19 protein-coding genes are annotated in these 17,046 nt (G+C 36.5%); 5 read left to right on the forward strand and 14 right to left on the reverse strand.

Translation table 11 applies throughout. The features are described from left to right. Positions 1-55: 55 nt before the first annotated feature. Positions 56-2,041 carry an aconitate hydratase gene (locus GFO_RS07515; RefSeq protein ID WP_011709483.1) on the reverse strand — a complete coding sequence of 662 codons (1,986 nt, stop codon included), beginning with the start codon at positions 2,039-2,041 and terminating at the stop codon, positions 56-58. A 156-nt stretch (positions 2,042-2,197) separates the two neighbouring features. Here GFO_RS07515 and GFO_RS07520 point away from each other — a divergent pair, with 156 nt between their 5' ends. Then, complete coding sequence (locus GFO_RS07520) at positions 2,198-2,761, forward strand: hypothetical protein (RefSeq protein ID WP_011709484.1); 564 nt, start codon at positions 2,198-2,200, stop codon at positions 2,759-2,761. A 126-nt stretch (positions 2,762-2,887) separates the two neighbouring features. Here the strand turns inward: GFO_RS07520 and GFO_RS07525 are convergent, their stop codons facing one another. From GFO_RS07525 to GFO_RS07585, 13 genes are all read right to left on the reverse strand, one after another. Beyond that, complete coding sequence (locus GFO_RS07525) at positions 2,888-3,604, reverse strand: hypothetical protein (RefSeq protein WP_011709485.1); 717 nt, start codon at positions 3,602-3,604, stop codon at positions 2,888-2,890. A gap of 81 nt (positions 3,605-3,685) precedes the next feature. Further along, on the reverse strand, positions 3,686-4,249 hold the full coding sequence (locus tag GFO_RS07530) for a 4'-phosphopantetheinyl transferase superfamily protein (RefSeq protein ID WP_011709486.1): 564 nt from the start codon (positions 4,247-4,249) through the stop codon (positions 3,686-3,688). Continuing rightward, on the reverse strand, positions 4,246-4,500 hold the full coding sequence (locus GFO_RS07535; protein ID WP_011709487.1) for an acyl carrier protein: 255 nt from the start codon (positions 4,498-4,500) through the stop codon (positions 4,246-4,248). The genes GFO_RS07530 and GFO_RS07535 overlap by 4 nt, the downstream gene beginning before the upstream one ends. 6 nt (positions 4,501-4,506) lie before the next feature. Beyond that, a complete protein-coding gene (locus tag GFO_RS07540) occupies positions 4,507-5,775 on the reverse strand; it encodes a beta-ketoacyl-[acyl-carrier-protein] synthase family protein (RefSeq protein ID WP_011709488.1) in 1,269 nt (422 codons plus the stop codon). A 9-nt stretch (positions 5,776-5,784) separates the two neighbouring features. Further along, positions 5,785-6,225 (reverse strand): 3-hydroxyacyl-ACP dehydratase FabZ family protein, encoded by a 441-nt coding sequence (locus GFO_RS07545; protein ID WP_011709489.1) that lies wholly within the window; start codon positions 6,223-6,225, stop codon positions 5,785-5,787. A 12-nt stretch (positions 6,226-6,237) separates the two neighbouring features. Then, positions 6,238-7,032: an enoyl-ACP reductase FabI gene (locus tag GFO_RS07550; RefSeq protein WP_011709490.1), complete on the reverse strand. Its 795-nt coding sequence runs from the start codon at positions 7,030-7,032 to the stop codon at positions 6,238-6,240. Then, positions 7,026-8,078 carry a type III polyketide synthase gene (locus GFO_RS07555; RefSeq protein WP_011709491.1) on the reverse strand — a complete coding sequence of 351 codons (1,053 nt, stop codon included), beginning with the start codon at positions 8,076-8,078 and terminating at the stop codon, positions 7,026-7,028. The genes GFO_RS07550 and GFO_RS07555 overlap by 7 nt, the downstream gene beginning before the upstream one ends. An 8-nt stretch (positions 8,079-8,086) precedes the next feature. Next, positions 8,087-8,803, reverse strand: a complete 717-nt coding sequence (locus GFO_RS07560) for a methyltransferase domain-containing protein (protein ID WP_011709492.1) — start codon at positions 8,801-8,803, stop codon at positions 8,087-8,089. After that, on the reverse strand, positions 8,796-9,929 hold the full coding sequence (locus GFO_RS07565) for an NAD(P)/FAD-dependent oxidoreductase (RefSeq protein ID WP_011709493.1): 1,134 nt from the start codon (positions 9,927-9,929) through the stop codon (positions 8,796-8,798). Before GFO_RS07565 ends, GFO_RS07560 begins: the two co-directional genes overlap by 8 nt. A 76-nt stretch (positions 9,930-10,005) precedes the next feature. Then, complete coding sequence (locus GFO_RS07570) at positions 10,006-10,713, reverse strand: YiaD family glycine zipper/OmpA-like lipoprotein (RefSeq protein ID WP_011709494.1); 708 nt, start codon at positions 10,711-10,713, stop codon at positions 10,006-10,008. An 18-nt stretch (positions 10,714-10,731) separates the two neighbouring features. Then, a complete protein-coding gene (locus GFO_RS07575) occupies positions 10,732-11,211 on the reverse strand; it encodes a lipocalin family protein (RefSeq protein WP_011709495.1) in 480 nt (159 codons plus the stop codon). 80 nt (positions 11,212-11,291) lie between these two features. Continuing rightward, complete coding sequence (locus GFO_RS17460; RefSeq protein WP_011709496.1) at positions 11,292-11,453, reverse strand: DUF1328 family protein; 162 nt, start codon at positions 11,451-11,453, stop codon at positions 11,292-11,294. 131 nt (positions 11,454-11,584) lie between these two features. Beyond that, positions 11,585-13,561: an alpha-ketoacid dehydrogenase subunit alpha/beta gene (locus GFO_RS07585; protein ID WP_229664786.1), complete on the reverse strand. Its 1,977-nt coding sequence runs from the start codon at positions 13,559-13,561 to the stop codon at positions 11,585-11,587. Positions 13,562-13,894: 333 nt separating this feature from the next. Here GFO_RS07585 and GFO_RS07590 point away from each other — a divergent pair, with 333 nt between their 5' ends. The 4 genes from GFO_RS07590 to GFO_RS07605 are packed head-to-tail and all read left to right on the forward strand — an operon-like array spanning position 13,895 to position 17,031. Further along, positions 13,895-14,842 (forward strand): isopenicillin N synthase family dioxygenase, encoded by a 948-nt coding sequence (locus GFO_RS07590; protein ID WP_041250297.1) that lies wholly within the window; start codon positions 13,895-13,897, stop codon positions 14,840-14,842. 5 nt (positions 14,843-14,847) lie between these two features. Beyond that, complete coding sequence (locus tag GFO_RS07595) at positions 14,848-15,204, forward strand: translation initiation factor (RefSeq protein ID WP_011709499.1); 357 nt, start codon at positions 14,848-14,850, stop codon at positions 15,202-15,204. Positions 15,205-15,230: 26 nt separating this feature from the next. After that, positions 15,231-16,160, forward strand: a complete 930-nt coding sequence (locus GFO_RS07600; protein ID WP_011709500.1) for a DUF1835 domain-containing protein — start codon at positions 15,231-15,233, stop codon at positions 16,158-16,160. A 1-nt stretch (position 16,161) separates the two neighbouring features. Continuing rightward, on the forward strand, positions 16,162-17,031 hold the full coding sequence (locus GFO_RS07605) for a nucleoside phosphorylase (RefSeq protein WP_011709501.1): 870 nt from the start codon (positions 16,162-16,164) through the stop codon (positions 17,029-17,031). The last annotated feature ends 15 nt before the right edge of the window (positions 17,032-17,046 follow it).

Raw genomic sequence — 17,046 nt, forward strand, 5'->3', positions numbered from 1 at the left:
CAAAGCCCTTTCTACCGAAAGGGCTTTTTATTTTTATTCAGTTTGGAAATAATTCCTAGGCTTTTAAGCCTTTTTCATCCAATTTTTCTTTAAAATCATTGATAATACCACCCTTTATTAAAATATTTATCTGGCGGTCACTCATGGTATGTTTAGTCTCGAATTCTTCTGTGCCACCAGATTTCTTCTCGACAATTACCTGAATATTATTTCTACTTTCAACATTCTTTTTCAGATTCTTAAATTTTACAGTATCACCCTGCTCTATTTTATCGTAGTCTGCAATATCTAAGAATTCAAGAGGTAGAATACCAAAATTCACTAAATTTTGCCAGGCAATACGTGCGTATGAATTTGCGATAACGGCAACCTGTCCTAAATATTTTGGAGCTAATGCCGCATGTTCTCTACTGGATCCCTGGGCATAATTATCTTTAGCTACTACAATATGTCCACCAAATTCTTCTTTGGCCTTCATTGCCCTATCATAAAAAGTATCATCAATTACGATGTAAGAATATTTACTAATTTCCGGTAGATTACTTCTGAATGGCAACACCTCTGCCCCTGCTTTCAAAATTCCATCAGTAGAAATATTATCTCCCATTTTCAATAGAACCGGAACTTTATAATCATCCAGAATTGGATCTATATGAGGTAATGATTGAATGTTTGGTCCTTTCTTTAATTCTACATCGGTACCATCCTCTAAGGGAGCAACCAACATTTCAGTATTAATAATTTCTAATTCAGGTTTTTCAAACTTTGGATAGCTCATATCATAAAGCTTTTCCATGTCTCTGGGATCAGTAATTTTACCGGTTAAGGCAGAAGCTGCTGCAGTTTCCGGACTACATAAGTAAACCTGATCATCTGCTGTTCCAGATCTATCGGGGAAATTTCTTGGCATCGTCCTTAAACTGATCGTGTTTGAAGCCGGTGCCTGCCCCATCCCAATGCATCCCATGCAACCTGATTGATGAAATCTCGCTCCAGCGGTGATTAGGTTCGCAAAAGCCTTATTTTCAATCATATTCTGAATCATTTGTCTTGAAGTAGGATTGATATCAAAAGAAACATCATTATTGACAGATTTCCCTTTTACAATAGCCCCTGCGATCCAGAAATCCCTCAATCCCGGATTGGCAGAAGATCCCACCACAACCTGACTAATAGGTTTACCGGCTACTTCACTTACAGGCACCACATTTCCAGGGCTTGTAGGTTTTGCTATTAGAGGAACCAACTCATCAAGAATTATTTCCTCATGAAAATCATACTCGCAACCTTCATCTGCTTTTAATTCAGACCAGTCTGCTTCTCTATCCTGAGATTTTAAAAAACGTTTGGTTTCTTCATCACTCGGGAAAACTGTAGTTGTAGCTCCCAATTCTGCTCCCATATTTGCGATTACGTGACGATCCATGGCGCTTAAGTGCTTTAACCCGTCTCCATAATATTCTATTACCTTCCCTACTCCTCCTTTTACATCATATCTTCTAAGCATTTCCAGGATAACGTCTTTCGCGCTTACCCAATCTGGTAATTTCCCGGTAAGCTTCACTCCCATTACTTTTGGCATTTTTACAAAATAGGGTTGTCCGGCTATAGCTGCTGCAACATCCAAACCTCCTGTACCAATAGCAAGCATCCCTAGAGAACCAGCTGCAGGCGTATGACTATCAGAACCAATCATGGTTTTACCAGGTTTTCCAAATCGTTGCATATGTACGGGGTGGCTTACACCATTTCCGGGCCTGCTATACCATAGCCCAAAACGTTGAGCTGCGGAAAGTAGAAATAAGTGATCATCAGCATTTTTGAAATCTGTTTGAAGAAGATTATGGTCAACATATTGAACGGCAACCTCTGTTTGAGCTTTTTTTAAGCCCATGGCTTCCAGTTCCAGCTGTACTAAAGTTCCGGTAGCATCTTGCAATAAGGCCTGGTCTATTTTAATACCAATTTCTTTTCCCGGTTCCATTTCACCTTCTAAAAGATGTTCTTTAATAAGCTTTTGCGTGACATTAAGTTTTGACATAGTTGGAATTTTAAACTTTAAATTAGGAACTTTTGATGTAAGAATTGTTCCATTTAACAGAACCTTAGTTTTAAAATTTAAATCGCTACTAAGGAGCTGGAAATAATTAGTATTTGAGAATACCCTATATTTAACTGAGAAATACTATTGAGATAGATGAATCAAATAATAAAACGAGCAATTGTTGGAGGTGTGGTTTCCACTATAGTCATGGGAACAGGCGCATTTATTTTAGGACAAATCTCCGGTTACAAGGCGATGGAATTATTGAAAAATTCCATGTCTGGGATTAACATGCTTTGTAATACTGTGATTCTGGGATCTACCACCATTCTTGCCCTTATGCTAACGCTTCTAGGCCTTAGTCGCTCTTCGGAATCCAGACTAACCGACAGGCATTATAAAGATGTTTTGATGATCGCAAAATCTGACACTATTCTAATTGTTGCAGCGGTTATTACTTTTCTCATGCTCAATTTGCCAATTAGCGAGTCTGAAGAAGTGGGAAGTGCATGGTATCAAACCATTTACTATGTAAGTCTTGGAATGGCGTCTTTACTGGGCGGAGGTTTTATTGCGGTAGTAATGATGCTCTATGGTACTATAACCAATGTTATTTTGATCGTTGGCCTGAATATAAAGGAGCATCCTCTTATTTCTACTGAAGAAGCAGAAGAGGCTGAAGAACAGGAACAAAAAGAAAAAGAAGAAAAAAAGTAGTTTTATTAAAATAAGAAAAGGGCATTTAGAAAGAAAATCTAGCTGACGGATTTGCTGAATTCAAGACAATCGTGGTCAAAAAGAATCTTTCAAAATAGCCCTTTTTTAAAAAAATTATTTTACTATTTAACTTTTACCAAGTTTATTTAGTAGATCAATTTGATCTCCCTCCTCAAGATTAAAAGCCGGCTTTCCTTTTCTTGGAAATAGAAAAGTAAATGGCGTATCAAATGCCGCCCAACTTTCAGCAAGCCCATAATCGTTATTTTCATTCTTCATTTCGGGTCTAATGAAAGTATTCAGTTCAGAATCATAATCAGATCCCACCGCATCTTCTCCGGGGAATAACATTCCGTCATTAATTTCAGTATAGATCACTACAGAAGCGCCTTCGTTGCCAGGTAGGTCAAAAATATTTATGTCAAAACTGTCAAGTACTTTATCTTTTGCAGTTAGATCTTTTGTTTTAAAATCATCTTTGAAATTATTCCTTGGATGGGCATAGACCGGAGCTCCACCGGCATCTTCTGAAATGGTTTTCAAATCGGCATACGCAGATTTTAAAATTCCATCACAGGTTATTAAAATACCTTTAATATTATATCCTTCTTCTACTAGTTTTTTTATAGCAGGTTTTGAAGATTTTTCAACCACATCTATTAGTAGCATGTCTCTACGATTCAAATGTCTAATTGCATAGCCCTGATTAAAAACTCCATTTTCTTTTTCACCCTTTATTATAAAAGTATCAGGGATCAATTTTAAAAATTTCCCTGTTCCACCTTGTTCAATAAATTCTGCTGATTGGCTGTGAAGCACCTCCATTTTATCTACTGTCTTCATAAATATTTGATTTTAATTGATAGTTGAAGATACAAAACAAGGCTGGAGGCATCAACCCAGTTTTTAAATGTTTAACTGCTTTTAGGAGTTAATTAACGGAATAATGAAAGCCGTAAAATTACCATGATGACTTAATGAGATTGGCAGTATTTTATCCTCTTTTTTTAGATGTATGCATGGAAGACCTTCTGCATTTTTATAAACTTTTATAAACGATTCATCCACAGATAACCCTGCCGAAATATTCCTACGAAGATCCTTCTTTGAATGGGATATATTAAAATAGATTTTTTGAAATACCTCTTCTTTAGCATCAATGCTACTATGAATATAATTTGCATTAATCTCCGTAGTGGTAGAGTACCTCGAATGATCAACTTTTACAATTCCTGATTTATTATCTGAATTTAAAGAGCATCTATATGCTATAGGATTTAGCTTTCTTGGTAACTTAAAAGCTCTCTGGTGTGCTTTATAGGCAGCTTCTTTCATAGACCATAATTGCCAGAGCAATATTTCAGGATTTTCAGATTCTTTAATTAGGACGATCTCTTCTTCGGAAAAAACCTTTTTTAAAAATCTAAAATCTTCCGACTTATTAGTAGGCAATGAAATGCTAAGGTCTATAATATCATTCCCTATCAATTAGTTGCGAGCTTTTTTTGAATGATAGATTTGGCATCTCCTACCGTTAACATTCCTTCCATAGAATCATTATCTATTTCTATATTAAATTCATCTTCCACATCAAGTACCACATCCACGAGATTTGCAGAATTTATCTGAAGATCGTTCAGAAAGTCTGTTTCTTCCTGAAAGTTATTCAAACCTTCCATTCTTTGAACATAAGGCTCAACGATCTTTTTAAGTCTTGTAAGTATTTCTTTTTCAAGCATTTTTTTTTAATATTTTTTAAATAATACTACTGCATTTACGTCCCCGAAACCGAAACTGGCTTTAGCCAGAATATTAATTTTTTTATCAATTTTCTTCCTCGGAATTTTATCGGGATCAATTAATGCCGAAATTTCAGGATGAATATCTTCACAATTCATATTTCCGAATATATAATCTCCATAGATCTGAAGAACTGATGAAACACATTCCATAGAACCGGAAGCACTTAAACAATGGCCGGTCATTCCCTTTAAAGAGTTAATATACGGGAAATCAGCTCCATTTCTTTTCAAGGCTTTTGTCCAATTTAAAATTTCCACCGAATCTCTGGATGTAGCTGTTAAATGACCATTTACAGCATCTATTTCATCAGGCCGAATATTGGAGTTTTTTAAAGCCATTTTTATACAGCGTTCTACGGCTTCATTATTGGCAGCCGTCATACTACCTTCACCTCGCTGGCCACCACTATTGATCTCTCCGCCTAAAACTTCGGCGTAAATTCTTGCTCCTCGCTCGATGGCCGAATCCAAATCTTCCAAAACCAAAGCTCCTGCACCACTCCCGGGAACAAATCCTGCAGCAGATTCACTCATAGGCCTGGAAGCTTTTTCAGGATCATTATTATACTTATTTGGCAGAATACGCATCGCATCAAAACCACCCCAGATATAAGGGCCATGATCTCCGCAACTCCCAACAAGCATACGTTTCGTCTTGCCAGATTTTATTCTGTCATATCCCATAAGCAGTGCTTCGGTTCCAGTAGTACATGCAGATGAATTTGTCGTGACTTGATTGCCACAACCTAAAATCCCTCCGAGATAAGCACTAATGCCACTTGCCATAGTTTGCACCACACTGGTACTGCCTAATCTTCTGGTATTGCCCTCATCAATTAAATGAATGGCCTCCCTGAATTTATCAACTCCAAGAATTCCTGTTCCGAAAATAATTCCTGAACCCCAGTCCGGTGAGTTATCGTTGGTAATAGTAAGCCCTGCGTCTTTCCAGGCATCTGTGCCTGAAATGACTCCATAAACAATTCCGCTACTATTTAGTCCGCGAAGCTGAAGAGGTGTAAAATATTGTTGCAGTAAAGTTTCAGTTATTTCCGGCTTCCCTCCTATCTGGCAACTGAATTTTAATTTTTCTAATTCCGGAAAAAAACGAATGCCGCTTTTATTCTGTTTTATGGCATTTTCAAAATTATCAAGACCCACCCCATTTGGCGCAGCAACACCCATTCCGGTAATGACCACTCGTCTATTCATATCATCCTGTTAACCTTTTATGATCATTCCGGCAATTACTCCTTTGCAAACCAGATTACCTTCAGAATCAGCCATTTTTATTTTACACTTCAGTTTATTAAATCTAAAGTATTGCTTTTCTGAAATTACTGTGACTTTTTCTCCCGGATAAACCGGTTTCAGATATTCTATTTCTGAAGATGATAAGGCCACTCCAGGTGTTTCTTTCTTAGTTCCTTCAGCATTTAATAAATAAATCCCTAAACATACAACTCCTATTTGAGCCATACATTCGGTTAAAATAACCCCGGGCGTGATAGGATTATCTTTAAAATGACCTTTATAAAAATCAAGATCCGGGGAAAATGTATATTCTCCAGTTATAGAATTTTCGCTTACCTCTAAGATCTTGTCTACAAATAAAAAAGGGGTTGAATAAGGTAATTGTGCAAGGATTGATCTACTGTCCAATGGCTTTGTAATTTACATTAAATGTTCCCCGCCATTCACAGGAATAATAGTTCCCGTGATCCAACTTGCTTCATCCTTACTCAATAGGTACACCGCATTTGCCACATCATCTGGCACGGTTAATCGTCTAAAAGGATTGTGTTTTAACGCATGTACCCGTAAGGTTTCATTCCCGGGAATCATCTGGAAAGACCGGGTAACGGTAATCCCTGCCTGAATGCAGTTTGCCCTAATACCGTGTCTGGCAAATTCCAGGGCCATACTCCTGGTTAAAGCTTCAAGGGTGACTTTTGCTGCAGAAACAGCTGCATAATTCTTCCATGCTTTCTTATTCCCATCACTTGTAAAGGAAATTACCCGTGCATCTTTAGCGAAAAGATGATTTCTGAAAATTGCCTGCGCCCAATCATAAAGACTAAGGGCCATAGCATCTATAGTTAACTGAAAATCTATATTCTCCAGTAGATTATCATCACCGGTCATTGGCTTTAGATTTCCTTTGGCTATGCTGTGAAGAAGGGTTCGGATTCTACCATTTTCACCCAGGATATCTTTAATTTTTAAAATAAGTTCTTCCCGACTTTCTTTCTTGACTGCATCGGCATTAAAACTTTCAAATTTTACGTCTGAATTTCTAATTTCGTCGAAGGCTTCTTCAATATCAGGAATCTCACTTCTTCTATCGCGATGAATAATGATAATATTCATGCCGTGTTTAGCCAGTTTCTTTGCGCTGGCATAACCGAGACCGCTACTTCCGCCAAGAATAAGCGCCCAGTACTCCTTATCTTTAAATTCTGCTACCATTCTATTAAAATTCTTTGTGCTGAAAAGCCCGGTCCAAAACTTAGCATAATTCCTTGTTCTCCTTCCTGAATTTCCTTCTTCAGAAAACGCTCAAGAACATAGAGAACTGTTGCACTGCTCATATTGCCATAAAGGCGTAATACTTCCCGGGTATCATCTATATTCTTTCCTAAGTTACCAAAAAGATCAGAAACCGTCTGTACAATTTTTCTGCCTCCGGGATGAAATATTAAATGATCAACCCTTTCTATGGAAGAACCATGCTTTTTAAGAAATGGATGTATAATATCTGGAAAGTGATTTGAAATTGTTTCAGGCACCGCAGGATCTAATATCATTTGTAATCCCTGATTGGTAAGATCAAATCCCATCATTTGGGTTGCATCATAAAAATGATACATTTCTTCTCCAATAATTGCAGGACCTTTAGCATCTTCTTCTGAAGAAAGCAAAACACAGGCAGCACCATCACCAAAAATAGCCGCACTAACCATATTTGCCATGCTGAAGTCATTCAGCTGAAAAGTTGCTGTAGGGCTTTCTACTGCTACTACTGCAGCCCGTTTTCCAGGATTAGATTTTAAAAAATTATTAGCATAGATCATTCCTGAAATTCCCGCGGCACAGCCCATTTCGGTAACCGGCAACCTTATAATATCTCTTCTTAAATTAAGATCATTGATAAGGTATGCGTCCAAAGATGGGATCATAATCCCTGTACAGCTTACGGTAATTATATAGTCTAAAGATTCAGGTTCCCAGCCAGAATTAGTTAATGCCTTATTCAATACCTCTTTCCCTAGTTTTTTAACTTCCCGAACATAAATATTGTTCTTATCTTCAAAGGAAGTTGCGGTGAAAACATCCTCGGGAGACATAATAGAATAACGTTTATCTACCCCTGCTCCTTCAAAAATCTTTAGAATTTTTCTCCTAAATCTTTCATCCTGATCTCCCAGCCACTCCTCTACCAATGGTAATACATCTTTAGTATCTCTAGAATATTCTGGTAATTCTTTTTCAGCACTAATAATTCTTACACTCATAAAGTCAATTATTCTTTTTTAATGATCCACTGATATCTAAATGCCCATTTCCAGGATATTTCATGATTCTTTGCGGCCACTTTTTTAGCAAAATTCTGAATATCCCTTTTCTTAAAACCTCGAAGTATTGAAGTCAAGCCGTCTTTCCTGGCGATCTCATTATTTACAAAAACCACACAAAACGCCTGAAACAAAATATATGCAGAACTATTTCTATGCAGATCATTTATTACCACACCCAATTTTGACTGGTTGTATAATTGCTTTAACAGGTCTACTATTTGTTTGTCCTTGAAATGATGTAAGGTTAGCGTACAAAGAATGATATCAAAATTCATGTTCTTAAAAGAATCGCTAAAAATATTCAACTCTTCAAAACTGATATTATCAAAATCCCCTGAGAGTTCCCGAGCTATTTCGACAGCATGGGCATTGGCATCGATCCCTATTAGTTCCAGATTATAATCCTTTCTTTTCCCCCATTTCGCAATTTTTCTAAGCATGGCTCCATTTCCGCAGCCTATATCAGCTATTCTAATTCTTCTCGAATTTGATTGATTTTCTAAAAGCTTCTCAATCCCATTAATAGTAATTTTATTTCCACCTAGCCAGGCATTGATATTCTCCAGATCTTTTAAAGTTCTTCGCAATTCATTACCCTGTAGATCAAAATCATCCATGATCTCGCTCTTATCGGTACGCCTGGAAGTATCTATTTTAAACATGAATTGGTTGTCCGTGAGTTCTTTTAATGATATGAGGTAATAATTGAGGTACTCTATTCAGAAACCCTTGAGAGATATTAGTTAAGGTTTTATTCAGAAATACTTTCTGCAGTACTCTGCCGGCTTTTAATCTCGAACTAAATTTCTGATTCCATTCCTGAACATAGTTATTTTCAACATCATTTCTGGTAATGTTTTTAAGATTATAGAACCTAAGAATTCCTTCTGAAGCAATTTTGGCACTATGTATAGCCATAGCCATTCCATTTCCACATAACGGGTGAATTAAACCTGCCGAATCACCTATCATCAGAATATGGTTTTCAATCATAGATTTTTTATCAAAGCACACCTGCGCTATAGATAGTTCCTTATCGAATACCATTTCAGCATTATTGAAAAATTTTCTTAGATGAGGGTTTTTCATCAACACCTTTTCTTTATAATCTTCGGTGTTTTTATAATTTTTGAAACTGGCATAGCTTGCCAGATAACAAACATTTATGGTATTTAATTCCGTTTTTGAAAGTCCGCAATATCCTCCACTGAAATTATGAAGGGAAACAAGATTTTCCGAATAAAATTCTGAATTCGTTTTATAATGTGCTTTAACAGCCAGCCAACCCGATTGTTCTTGAATGAATTTTCTGCTTAATTTCTTATCAAGATTTGATCTTTTACCATAAGCTCCCAGAACGAATTCTGAAGTAATTATCTCTCCCTGAGAAGTAGTCACTATAAACTGCTCATTAGTATATTCAATTTCTACAGCCAGTGAGTTTATTATAGTACATCCTGAATTTTCAGCTTTTTTATATAAGAGATGATCCAGCGAATAACGGCTTATTCCGATCCCTCCCATATTGAGGTCACAACTAATTAATTTTCCCGAAACTGAAGAATATTCAACACGGTTTATAATCGGAGCTTTTAATGCTTCTATATTTAGGTTTAGTGAATTTAAATAGGGTATCACCTCTCTTGATAAATATTCGCCACATACCTTATGATGAGGATACTGCTCCTTTTCTATAAGAATAACATCAATCTCTTTCTGGCATAAATGTATCGCTGCTGTTAAACCAGCCAGGCCTCCACCAATTATTATAACCTGAGTGTTCTTCACTTTTTGAAGTTACTTAAAAGAATAAAAAAATCCCGGAATACTTCCCGGGATTTTTAAAACTTATATGATAAATATATTAGTTATTATCATTTTTTATTTCAGCCTCTTTTTTAGCCTGTTCCTTAAGTTCTTCATTCGCAACAATTGCAAGCTCTACTCTACGATTCTTAGAACGACCATCGGCAGTGGTATTATCATATTTCGGCTGAGATTCCCCATACCATTTTGTAGTAAATCTACCTCTGTCAATTCCGTTATCTACAAGATATCCGGTTACAGCCTGAGCTCTATTCTTTGACAGCGTTAAGTTGTAGCTATCACTACCTGTATCATCGGTATGTCCTTCTACAAGAACATTAGATTGAGGATATTCTTTGAAAATATCAGCAAGTTTATTAAGTGTAGTTTGAGACTTAGCATTAATATTATATTTTTCAGTATCAAAGTAAACTCCACTAGATTCATCAAAAGTCACATTAATACCCTCTCCTACACGTTCTACTTCAGCTCCAGGAATTTCTTCCTCTATCTGCTTAGCCTGCTTATCCATTTTATTACCAATGATCGCTCCGGCAGCTCCACCAACAACTCCACCAATAATAGATCCAAGTGCAGTATTACCATCACCAGTGTTATTACCTATTACACCACCAATAACGGCACCACCTGTGGCACCAATTACAGCACCTTTCTGTTTGTTATTCGCATTTCTAGTTGCTTCACACCCGAATAAAAGGCTTGATACTACTAATACTGCAAACATTTTATTAAAAACTGTCTTCATAGCTATTTGCTTTATTTATTATTTTGAAAAATTCATTCGTATGGTAAAAGGAGAACCATCTAAACTTACTGTCTGCTCCCAAACCATATTGGTATCAGTTACACTTTTAAGATTCAGTCTGAATCCCTGATCACCGGTAGTAGATTTATATTTATCGTTCGTCGGTTTAAGAAGAAAATCATAGACTCCTGCAGGAGTATTTTCTTCGTCTATAGACCAAATATAATAATTGGTATCACCATCACAACCCACACCGCTAATAGTATAAGTACCACGGTTGTTGTTGGAAACAAAATCCCAGGTACTATTCTCAAAACAAGAAGCCGAAGCCTCATTAAATAGAGTTACATTAAAATCTCCGGGATTATTTGGATAGGTAATATTGGTTAAAGTCCAGTTTCCATCAAAGGTCTTGCGGGCTTCTTTAGCCACTTTACTGGTTCCACCGCATGAGGCAATTAATGCCGCCATGGTAAATAAAATTAGATACTTTTTCATTTTAGATTTGATTTAAACTAAAAATCCAATGTGTACTTTAAATACAAGAACACATTGGATGATGTAAACTGATTTTTATATTATTTTCTGAAAAGTCTGCTTAAAACAGAAATCACTAACAATACAAGGAAAATGTAAAATATTATCTTTGCAATGTCTGCAGCTCCTTCTGCAACACCACCGAATCCAAAGATTGCGGCAATGATCGCGATGATCAGAAAAATAACGATTAAACGTACCATAATTTATAGATTTAATTGATTAGTCTAGTCTAAATTACAGTAGTGATAGTCCCTCAACAAAAGATTATTAATAATTTAACAGTGGATTTGTTAAGGATTCTTAATTAGTTTGCGCTTACTGGGGAAGCTTATTAATATTCTATTAAATTTTTTAATTTTTCTTTGAATCTTTCCTGAGGCAAGTATTGTTTTTCAAGATTTTTAGCAAAAGGAATTGGGGTATCCATGCTACCAACCCTTATAACCGGTGCATCCAGGCTTTCGAAACAACTTTCAGAAATTTGTGCAGCTACTTCCGAAGCAAAACTTCCAAATTGTGAATCTTCCGTAAGAATAATGCACTTACCGGTTTTAGTGACCGATTTACAAATACTTTCCATATCTAATGGCTGAAGACTTCTAAGATCAATAAGATCGGCCTTAATATAGCTCATTTCTTCAAGCACGTCTATCGCCCAATGTACCCCGGCGCCATAACTAATGATACTTATTTCCTCACCTTCCCTTAATAAGGAAGCTTTTCCAAAAGGTAATGTATAATAATCTACTGGCACTTCCTGTCTTATACTTCTATAAAGCCCTTTATGTTCAAAAAACAATACCGGATTAGGATCATTAAAAGCTGTATTCAATAAACCCTTGGCATCATAAGGGAATGCCGGGTAAATAACTTTTAAACCGGGCACCTTTGTAAACCAGGCTTCATTGGTCTGGCTATGGAAAGGTCCAGCTCCCACTCCACCACCACAAGGCATTCTAAGAACAACATCGGCGTTTTGATCCCATCTGTATTTCACCTTAGCCAGGTAATTCACAATAGGGTTAAAACCGGAACTCACAAAATCACTGAATTGCATTTCTACCATAGCTTTCATACCATTGATTGAAAGTCCCATAGCTGCTCCAACAATTGCAGACTCACAAATAGGTGTATTGCGAATACGATCTTTGCCAAATTCTTCCACGAAACCTTCTGTGATTTTAAACACACCTCCATAATCTGCAATATCCTGTCCCATTAAAACAAGATTCTCATGCTTCTTCACAGATTCTTTTAATGCTTGTGAAATAGCATCAATAAATCGAATATATTCAGTATTTTCTTTAGGTTTAATTTCCTGATATTCAAAATTTTCATAAACATCATCTAATTCTTTTGTTGCATCTGAAACTATTATATCTTCAGAAAATGCTAACTGTAGATTCTTGTCAATTTCAGCTAATATTTCTGTTCTAAATTTCTCTTTTAGATCGTTTGTTAGAATATTTTTTGCAATTAAATATTCTTCAAAATTTAAAACAGGATCTTTTTGTTGCCATTCATCCATTAATTCCTGCGGCACATATTTCGTCCCACTTGCTTCTTCATGCCCCCGCATTCTGAAGGTTTTAAACTCCACCAGAACAGGCCGAGGTTCTTTTCTAATACTTTCAGCTATTTCAGAGATTTTTGTATAGACTTCAAGTATATTATTTCCATCGATGATATGCGATTCCATCCCGTAACCAGCGCCTCTATCTGCAAGATCTTTACAACGATACTGCTCTACGGTAGGTGTAGATAACCCATAACCATTATTTTCAATACAAAATAAGACCGGCAAATCCCAAACCGAAGCGATATTCAATGCTTCATGAAAATCACCTTCACTAGTCCCTCCTTCTCCCGAAAAAACAGCAGTTAATTTCTTTTCATTCTTTAATTTGTGCGCTAGGGCGATCCCATCGGCTACTCCAAGCTGAGGACCTAGATGTGAGATCATCCCCACAATATTATATTCCTGGGTTCCGAAATGAAAACTGCGATCGCGCCCTTTCGTAAAACCAGAAGCTTTTCCCTGCCATTGTGCAAATAAGCGGTTTAAAGGAATCTCCCTGCTTGTAAAAACACCCAGATTTCGGTGCATAGGCAGGATATATTCTTCTGTTTCAAGAGATTTTGTAACACCTACTGAGATTGCTTCCTGCCCTATTCCGCTAAACCATTTTGAAATCTTCCCCTGTCGTAACAAGATCAGCATCTTTTCCTCTATCATTCTGGGTTTCAGCATGGACCTGTAGAGATCGAGCATCGCATCATTAGACAATTGAGTTTCCTTATATTCCATTGTCCTTGATTTGGTATTATTAGAAAGCATAAAATAGTTTTGTTTGTCCGTAAAGCATTCTAAACTGAAAAATGATGTCATTCTGTCCCGATAACTATCGGGGTTGTTTCAGAATCTCAGCTTAATATAAATCAATGCAATATTGAGAACATTAAATAAATTCAGGGTAACGAAAGAACGATTAAGATGAAAAACGGATATACATGAAATAGTTTTATACCTCAAATGTAACTAAATTTCTATTTGCTAAGAAAAATATAAACAAACGGCATATCCCCTTATTTTATTTAACTTTGTTTGTTACCTTATAATAAAAAATCGCTCAAAATGGCAATGAATAATATACCTAGTGTAAATCTAGCCGACTTCTTATCGGATGATCCGAAGCGCAAAGAAAAATTTGTAAATGAAATTGGTAAAGCATATGAAGAGATTGGCTTCGTGGCGTTAAAGAACCATTTTTTAAGTGATCAGCTGGTAGAAGAACTATATAAAGAGGTTAAATCCTTTTTTGATCTTCCAGTTGAAACTAAACAGAAATATGAAATTGAGGGCCTTGCCGGCCAAAGAGGATATATTTCTTTTGGAAAAGAACACGCTAAAGGAAAAAAGGAAGGCGATCTTAAAGAATTCTGGCATTTTGGTCAGGAACCCTCTAAAGATGCAAACCTTACTGAAGAATATCCTGAAAATGTACGGGTTGAAGAATTAAAGGACTTCAATCATACTGGAATGGAGGCCTACAGAATGCTTGAAAAAACAGGGATCTATGTACTAAGAGCACTTGCTTTATACATCGGGCTAGAAGAGCATTATTTTGATCACTGGGCAAGTAATGGGAATAGTATTTTAAGACCAATTCACTATCCGCCAATACAGGAAGAGCCAAAAGGAGCTGTAAGAGCTGGTGCTCATGGAGACATTAACCTAATTACTTTGTTAATGGGTGCTTCTACCGGCGGACTTCAGGTTCTAAGAAAAGATGGAGAATGGATCGATGCGATTCCGCAGGAGGACGAATTGGTAATTAATGTGGGGGATATGCTGGAGAGGCATACCAACAATAAACTGAGGTCTACAATTCACCGGGTAACGAACCCTCCTAAAGATCAATGGGGAAAACCTAGATATTCTATACCTTTCTTTATGCATCCAAGAAGTGAAATGAAACTGGATTGTTTAGAAGAATGTATTGATGAAGATCATCCAAAACAATTTGAAGATATTACTGCAGGTGAATTTCTTCATCAAAGACTTGTTGAGATAGGTCTTAAAAAATAATAGTTATGGCAAAAAAGAAATTAGGCCTTGAGGATCTGGGAGGTTTCGTTTTTTCCACAAATGATGATTTTGACGAATCTGAATATACCGATGGAGAATCTCAGAATGACCTCACTCCAAAAGATCAGCAACTTGAAGCGCATTTTAGCAATAAAGGGCGAGGAGGTAAAACAGTAACTATAATAAAAGGTTATGAAGGATCTGATGAAGATCTCATCGCCCTGGGTAAAATGTTGAAGAAAAAATGTGGCGTTGGCGGTTCTACCAAAGATGGAGAGATAATTATTCAGGGGGACCACAGAGAAAAAGTAATGAAAATACTTAAAAAAGAAGGATATAATGTAAAACGTGTTGGAGGTTGATCTAATACGCTTTTTTATACTATAAAATGGAAAATAAAACCCTACACATTGTAAACGGCGACAGTCTGGCTGAGCAGATGCAGGAATTGAATCTGCCTGGAGAAATCGTTGTCTGGAGAGAACTGCTTTGTGAAGGGCCGACTCAAAAAGAGATCAATTCTGATTTTTTCAAGTTGAGAAAAAAATTTCTTCTTAAAACCTATAATATTTCAGCTGAAAATTATGAGGAGCGATTTGTTTCTGAAATCAAGCGATTAAAATCCTTAAATAATTATGACAATGTAGTACTCTGGTTTGAATTCGATCTTTTCTGTCATATCAATATGTTAGCAGCGATAAGTATTCTTGTAGATAAGCATGGGGAGATCCCTATTTCTCTTGTTTGCAGTAAAAAACTTAAGGGTGAAAAGGAACTCCAGGCCCTATCTCAACTTAGTCTAAAAGAATTAGAGAACCATTATAAGAACAGTATTCAGCTAAATCATGAAGATATAGAAGCTGCAGCTCTTATATGGGAATTATATTGCGGGGACAATCCATTAAAATTGAAACCCCAGATAAAGATCAACACCAATTTTGAGTATTTATCCAGTTGCATTAGAGCCCATATTGAACGATTTCCGAATAGTATTACCGGCATCAATTCTTTAGAAAGAAATGTGCTTCGGTTGATTGAAAATCAGGAGATCAAGAATGAAAATCATCTTCTAGGTTATGCCCTTCAGTACCAGGGATATTATGGTTATAGTGATACGCAAATGCAAAGACTGCTAAAGAAACTTTCTATTTTCTACCATAATAAAGAAGGCAAGATCGTTCTTAACGAAAAAGGACAACATGTACTTGAAGAAAAAAAGAATTTTTACAGAGAACTAAATAATGAGGAATATTTTGGCGGCACCAAAATGTATGCTTTCCTCTATGAGTCTGAATCCCACCGATTATTAAAATTATAGAATGAGTTTAGAAGCTTCAGAATTGATCCTGAATAAGGACGGTTCTATTTATCACCTTGGTTTATTACCAGAAGAAATAGCTAACACCGTTATTACTGTTGGAGATCCTGCAAGGGTGCAAAAAATAAGTGTTCATTTTGATTCGATTGAAGTAAAGAAGCAGAAAAGGGAATTTTGCACACATACTGGTATTTATAAAGGAAAAAGGATCACAGTAATGTCTACCGGTATGGGCACCGATAACATAGATATCGCCCTTACCGAGCTTGATGCACTTGTAAATATCGATCTTAAGGCCAAAAAGATCAAAGATAAATTAACCAGTCTTGATATTATAAGAATTGGAACCACCGGTTCAATTCGAAAAGAAATCCCTGTAGGCAGCTATATTATAAGTGAATTAGCCCTCGGTTTTGATGGCCTTATGCATTACTATAAAGACGATTCATTTCTTAAAAAAGATATCGCTAATGCCTTTGTAGAACAAACCAATTGGTCTGTTAAAAAAGCGCTCCCATATGTTGTTGAGGGTGGAAAAGATCTAATACAAAGATTGAGTTCTGATGCTACTATTAAAGGATTTACAGCTACAAATGTCGGGTTTTATGGACCACAGGGAAGAATTCTTCGAGCCGAGGTTCCGGACCCTAAAATGAACGATAGAATTGCAGCTTTCGAGTACAATGGCCATTCAGTCACCAATTTAGAAATGGAAACTTCAGGTATCTATGGGATATCCCGATTATTAGGTCATAATGCTGCTTCAATGAACCTTGTACTTGCTAATCGTGCTACAGGAGAATTTCTTGAAAATGCTTCTGAAATGATGGATGAGCTTATCATTTATACACTTAATAAGATCTCCCAATAACTGTCTTATTTAACA

Source organism: Christiangramia forsetii KT0803 (genome assembly GCF_000060345.1).
GTDB lineage: Bacteria > Bacteroidota > Bacteroidia > Flavobacteriales > Flavobacteriaceae > Christiangramia > Christiangramia forsetii.

Bases quoted from the DNA above. Each gene is read 5' to 3' on its own strand.
- GFO_RS07535 (WP_011709487.1), bottom strand. From the start codon at position 4,500: ATGCTTGAAAAAGAAATACTTACAAGACTTAAAAAGATCGTTGAGCCT.
- GFO_RS07590 (WP_041250297.1), top strand. From the start codon at position 13,895: ATGAATAATATACCTAGTGTAAATCTAGCCGACTTCTTATCGGATGAT.
- GFO_RS07515 (WP_011709483.1), bottom strand. From the start codon at position 2,041: ATGTCAAAACTTAATGTCACGCAAAAGCTTATTAAAGAACATCTTTTA.
- GFO_RS07560 (WP_011709492.1), bottom strand. From the start codon at position 8,803: ATGTTTAAAATAGATACTTCCAGGCGTACCGATAAGAGCGAGATCATG.
- GFO_RS17460 (WP_011709496.1), bottom strand. From the start codon at position 11,453: ATGGTACGTTTAATCGTTATTTTTCTGATCATCGCGATCATTGCCGCA.
- GFO_RS07600 (WP_011709500.1), top strand. From the start codon at position 15,231: ATGGAAAATAAAACCCTACACATTGTAAACGGCGACAGTCTGGCTGAG.
- GFO_RS07605 (WP_011709501.1), top strand. From the start codon at position 16,162: ATGAGTTTAGAAGCTTCAGAATTGATCCTGAATAAGGACGGTTCTATT.
- GFO_RS07525 (WP_011709485.1), bottom strand. From the start codon at position 3,604: ATGAAGACAGTAGATAAAATGGAGGTGCTTCACAGCCAATCAGCAGAA.
- GFO_RS07555 (WP_011709491.1), bottom strand. From the start codon at position 8,078: ATGAGTGTAAGAATTATTAGTGCTGAAAAAGAATTACCAGAATATTCT.
- GFO_RS07595 (WP_011709499.1), top strand. From the start codon at position 14,848: ATGGCAAAAAAGAAATTAGGCCTTGAGGATCTGGGAGGTTTCGTTTTT.
- GFO_RS07575 (WP_011709495.1), bottom strand. From the start codon at position 11,211: ATGAAAAAGTATCTAATTTTATTTACCATGGCGGCATTAATTGCCTCA.
- GFO_RS07520 (WP_011709484.1), top strand. From the start codon at position 2,198: ATGAATCAAATAATAAAACGAGCAATTGTTGGAGGTGTGGTTTCCACT.
- GFO_RS07540 (WP_011709488.1), bottom strand. From the start codon at position 5,775: ATGAATAGACGAGTGGTCATTACCGGAATGGGTGTTGCTGCGCCAAAT.
- GFO_RS07585 (WP_229664786.1), bottom strand. From the start codon at position 13,561: ATGGAATATAAGGAAACTCAATTGTCTAATGATGCGATGCTCGATCTC.
- GFO_RS07570 (WP_011709494.1), bottom strand. From the start codon at position 10,713: ATGAAGACAGTTTTTAATAAAATGTTTGCAGTATTAGTAGTATCAAGC.
- GFO_RS07550 (WP_011709490.1), bottom strand. From the start codon at position 7,032: ATGGTAGCAGAATTTAAAGATAAGGAGTACTGGGCGCTTATTCTTGGC.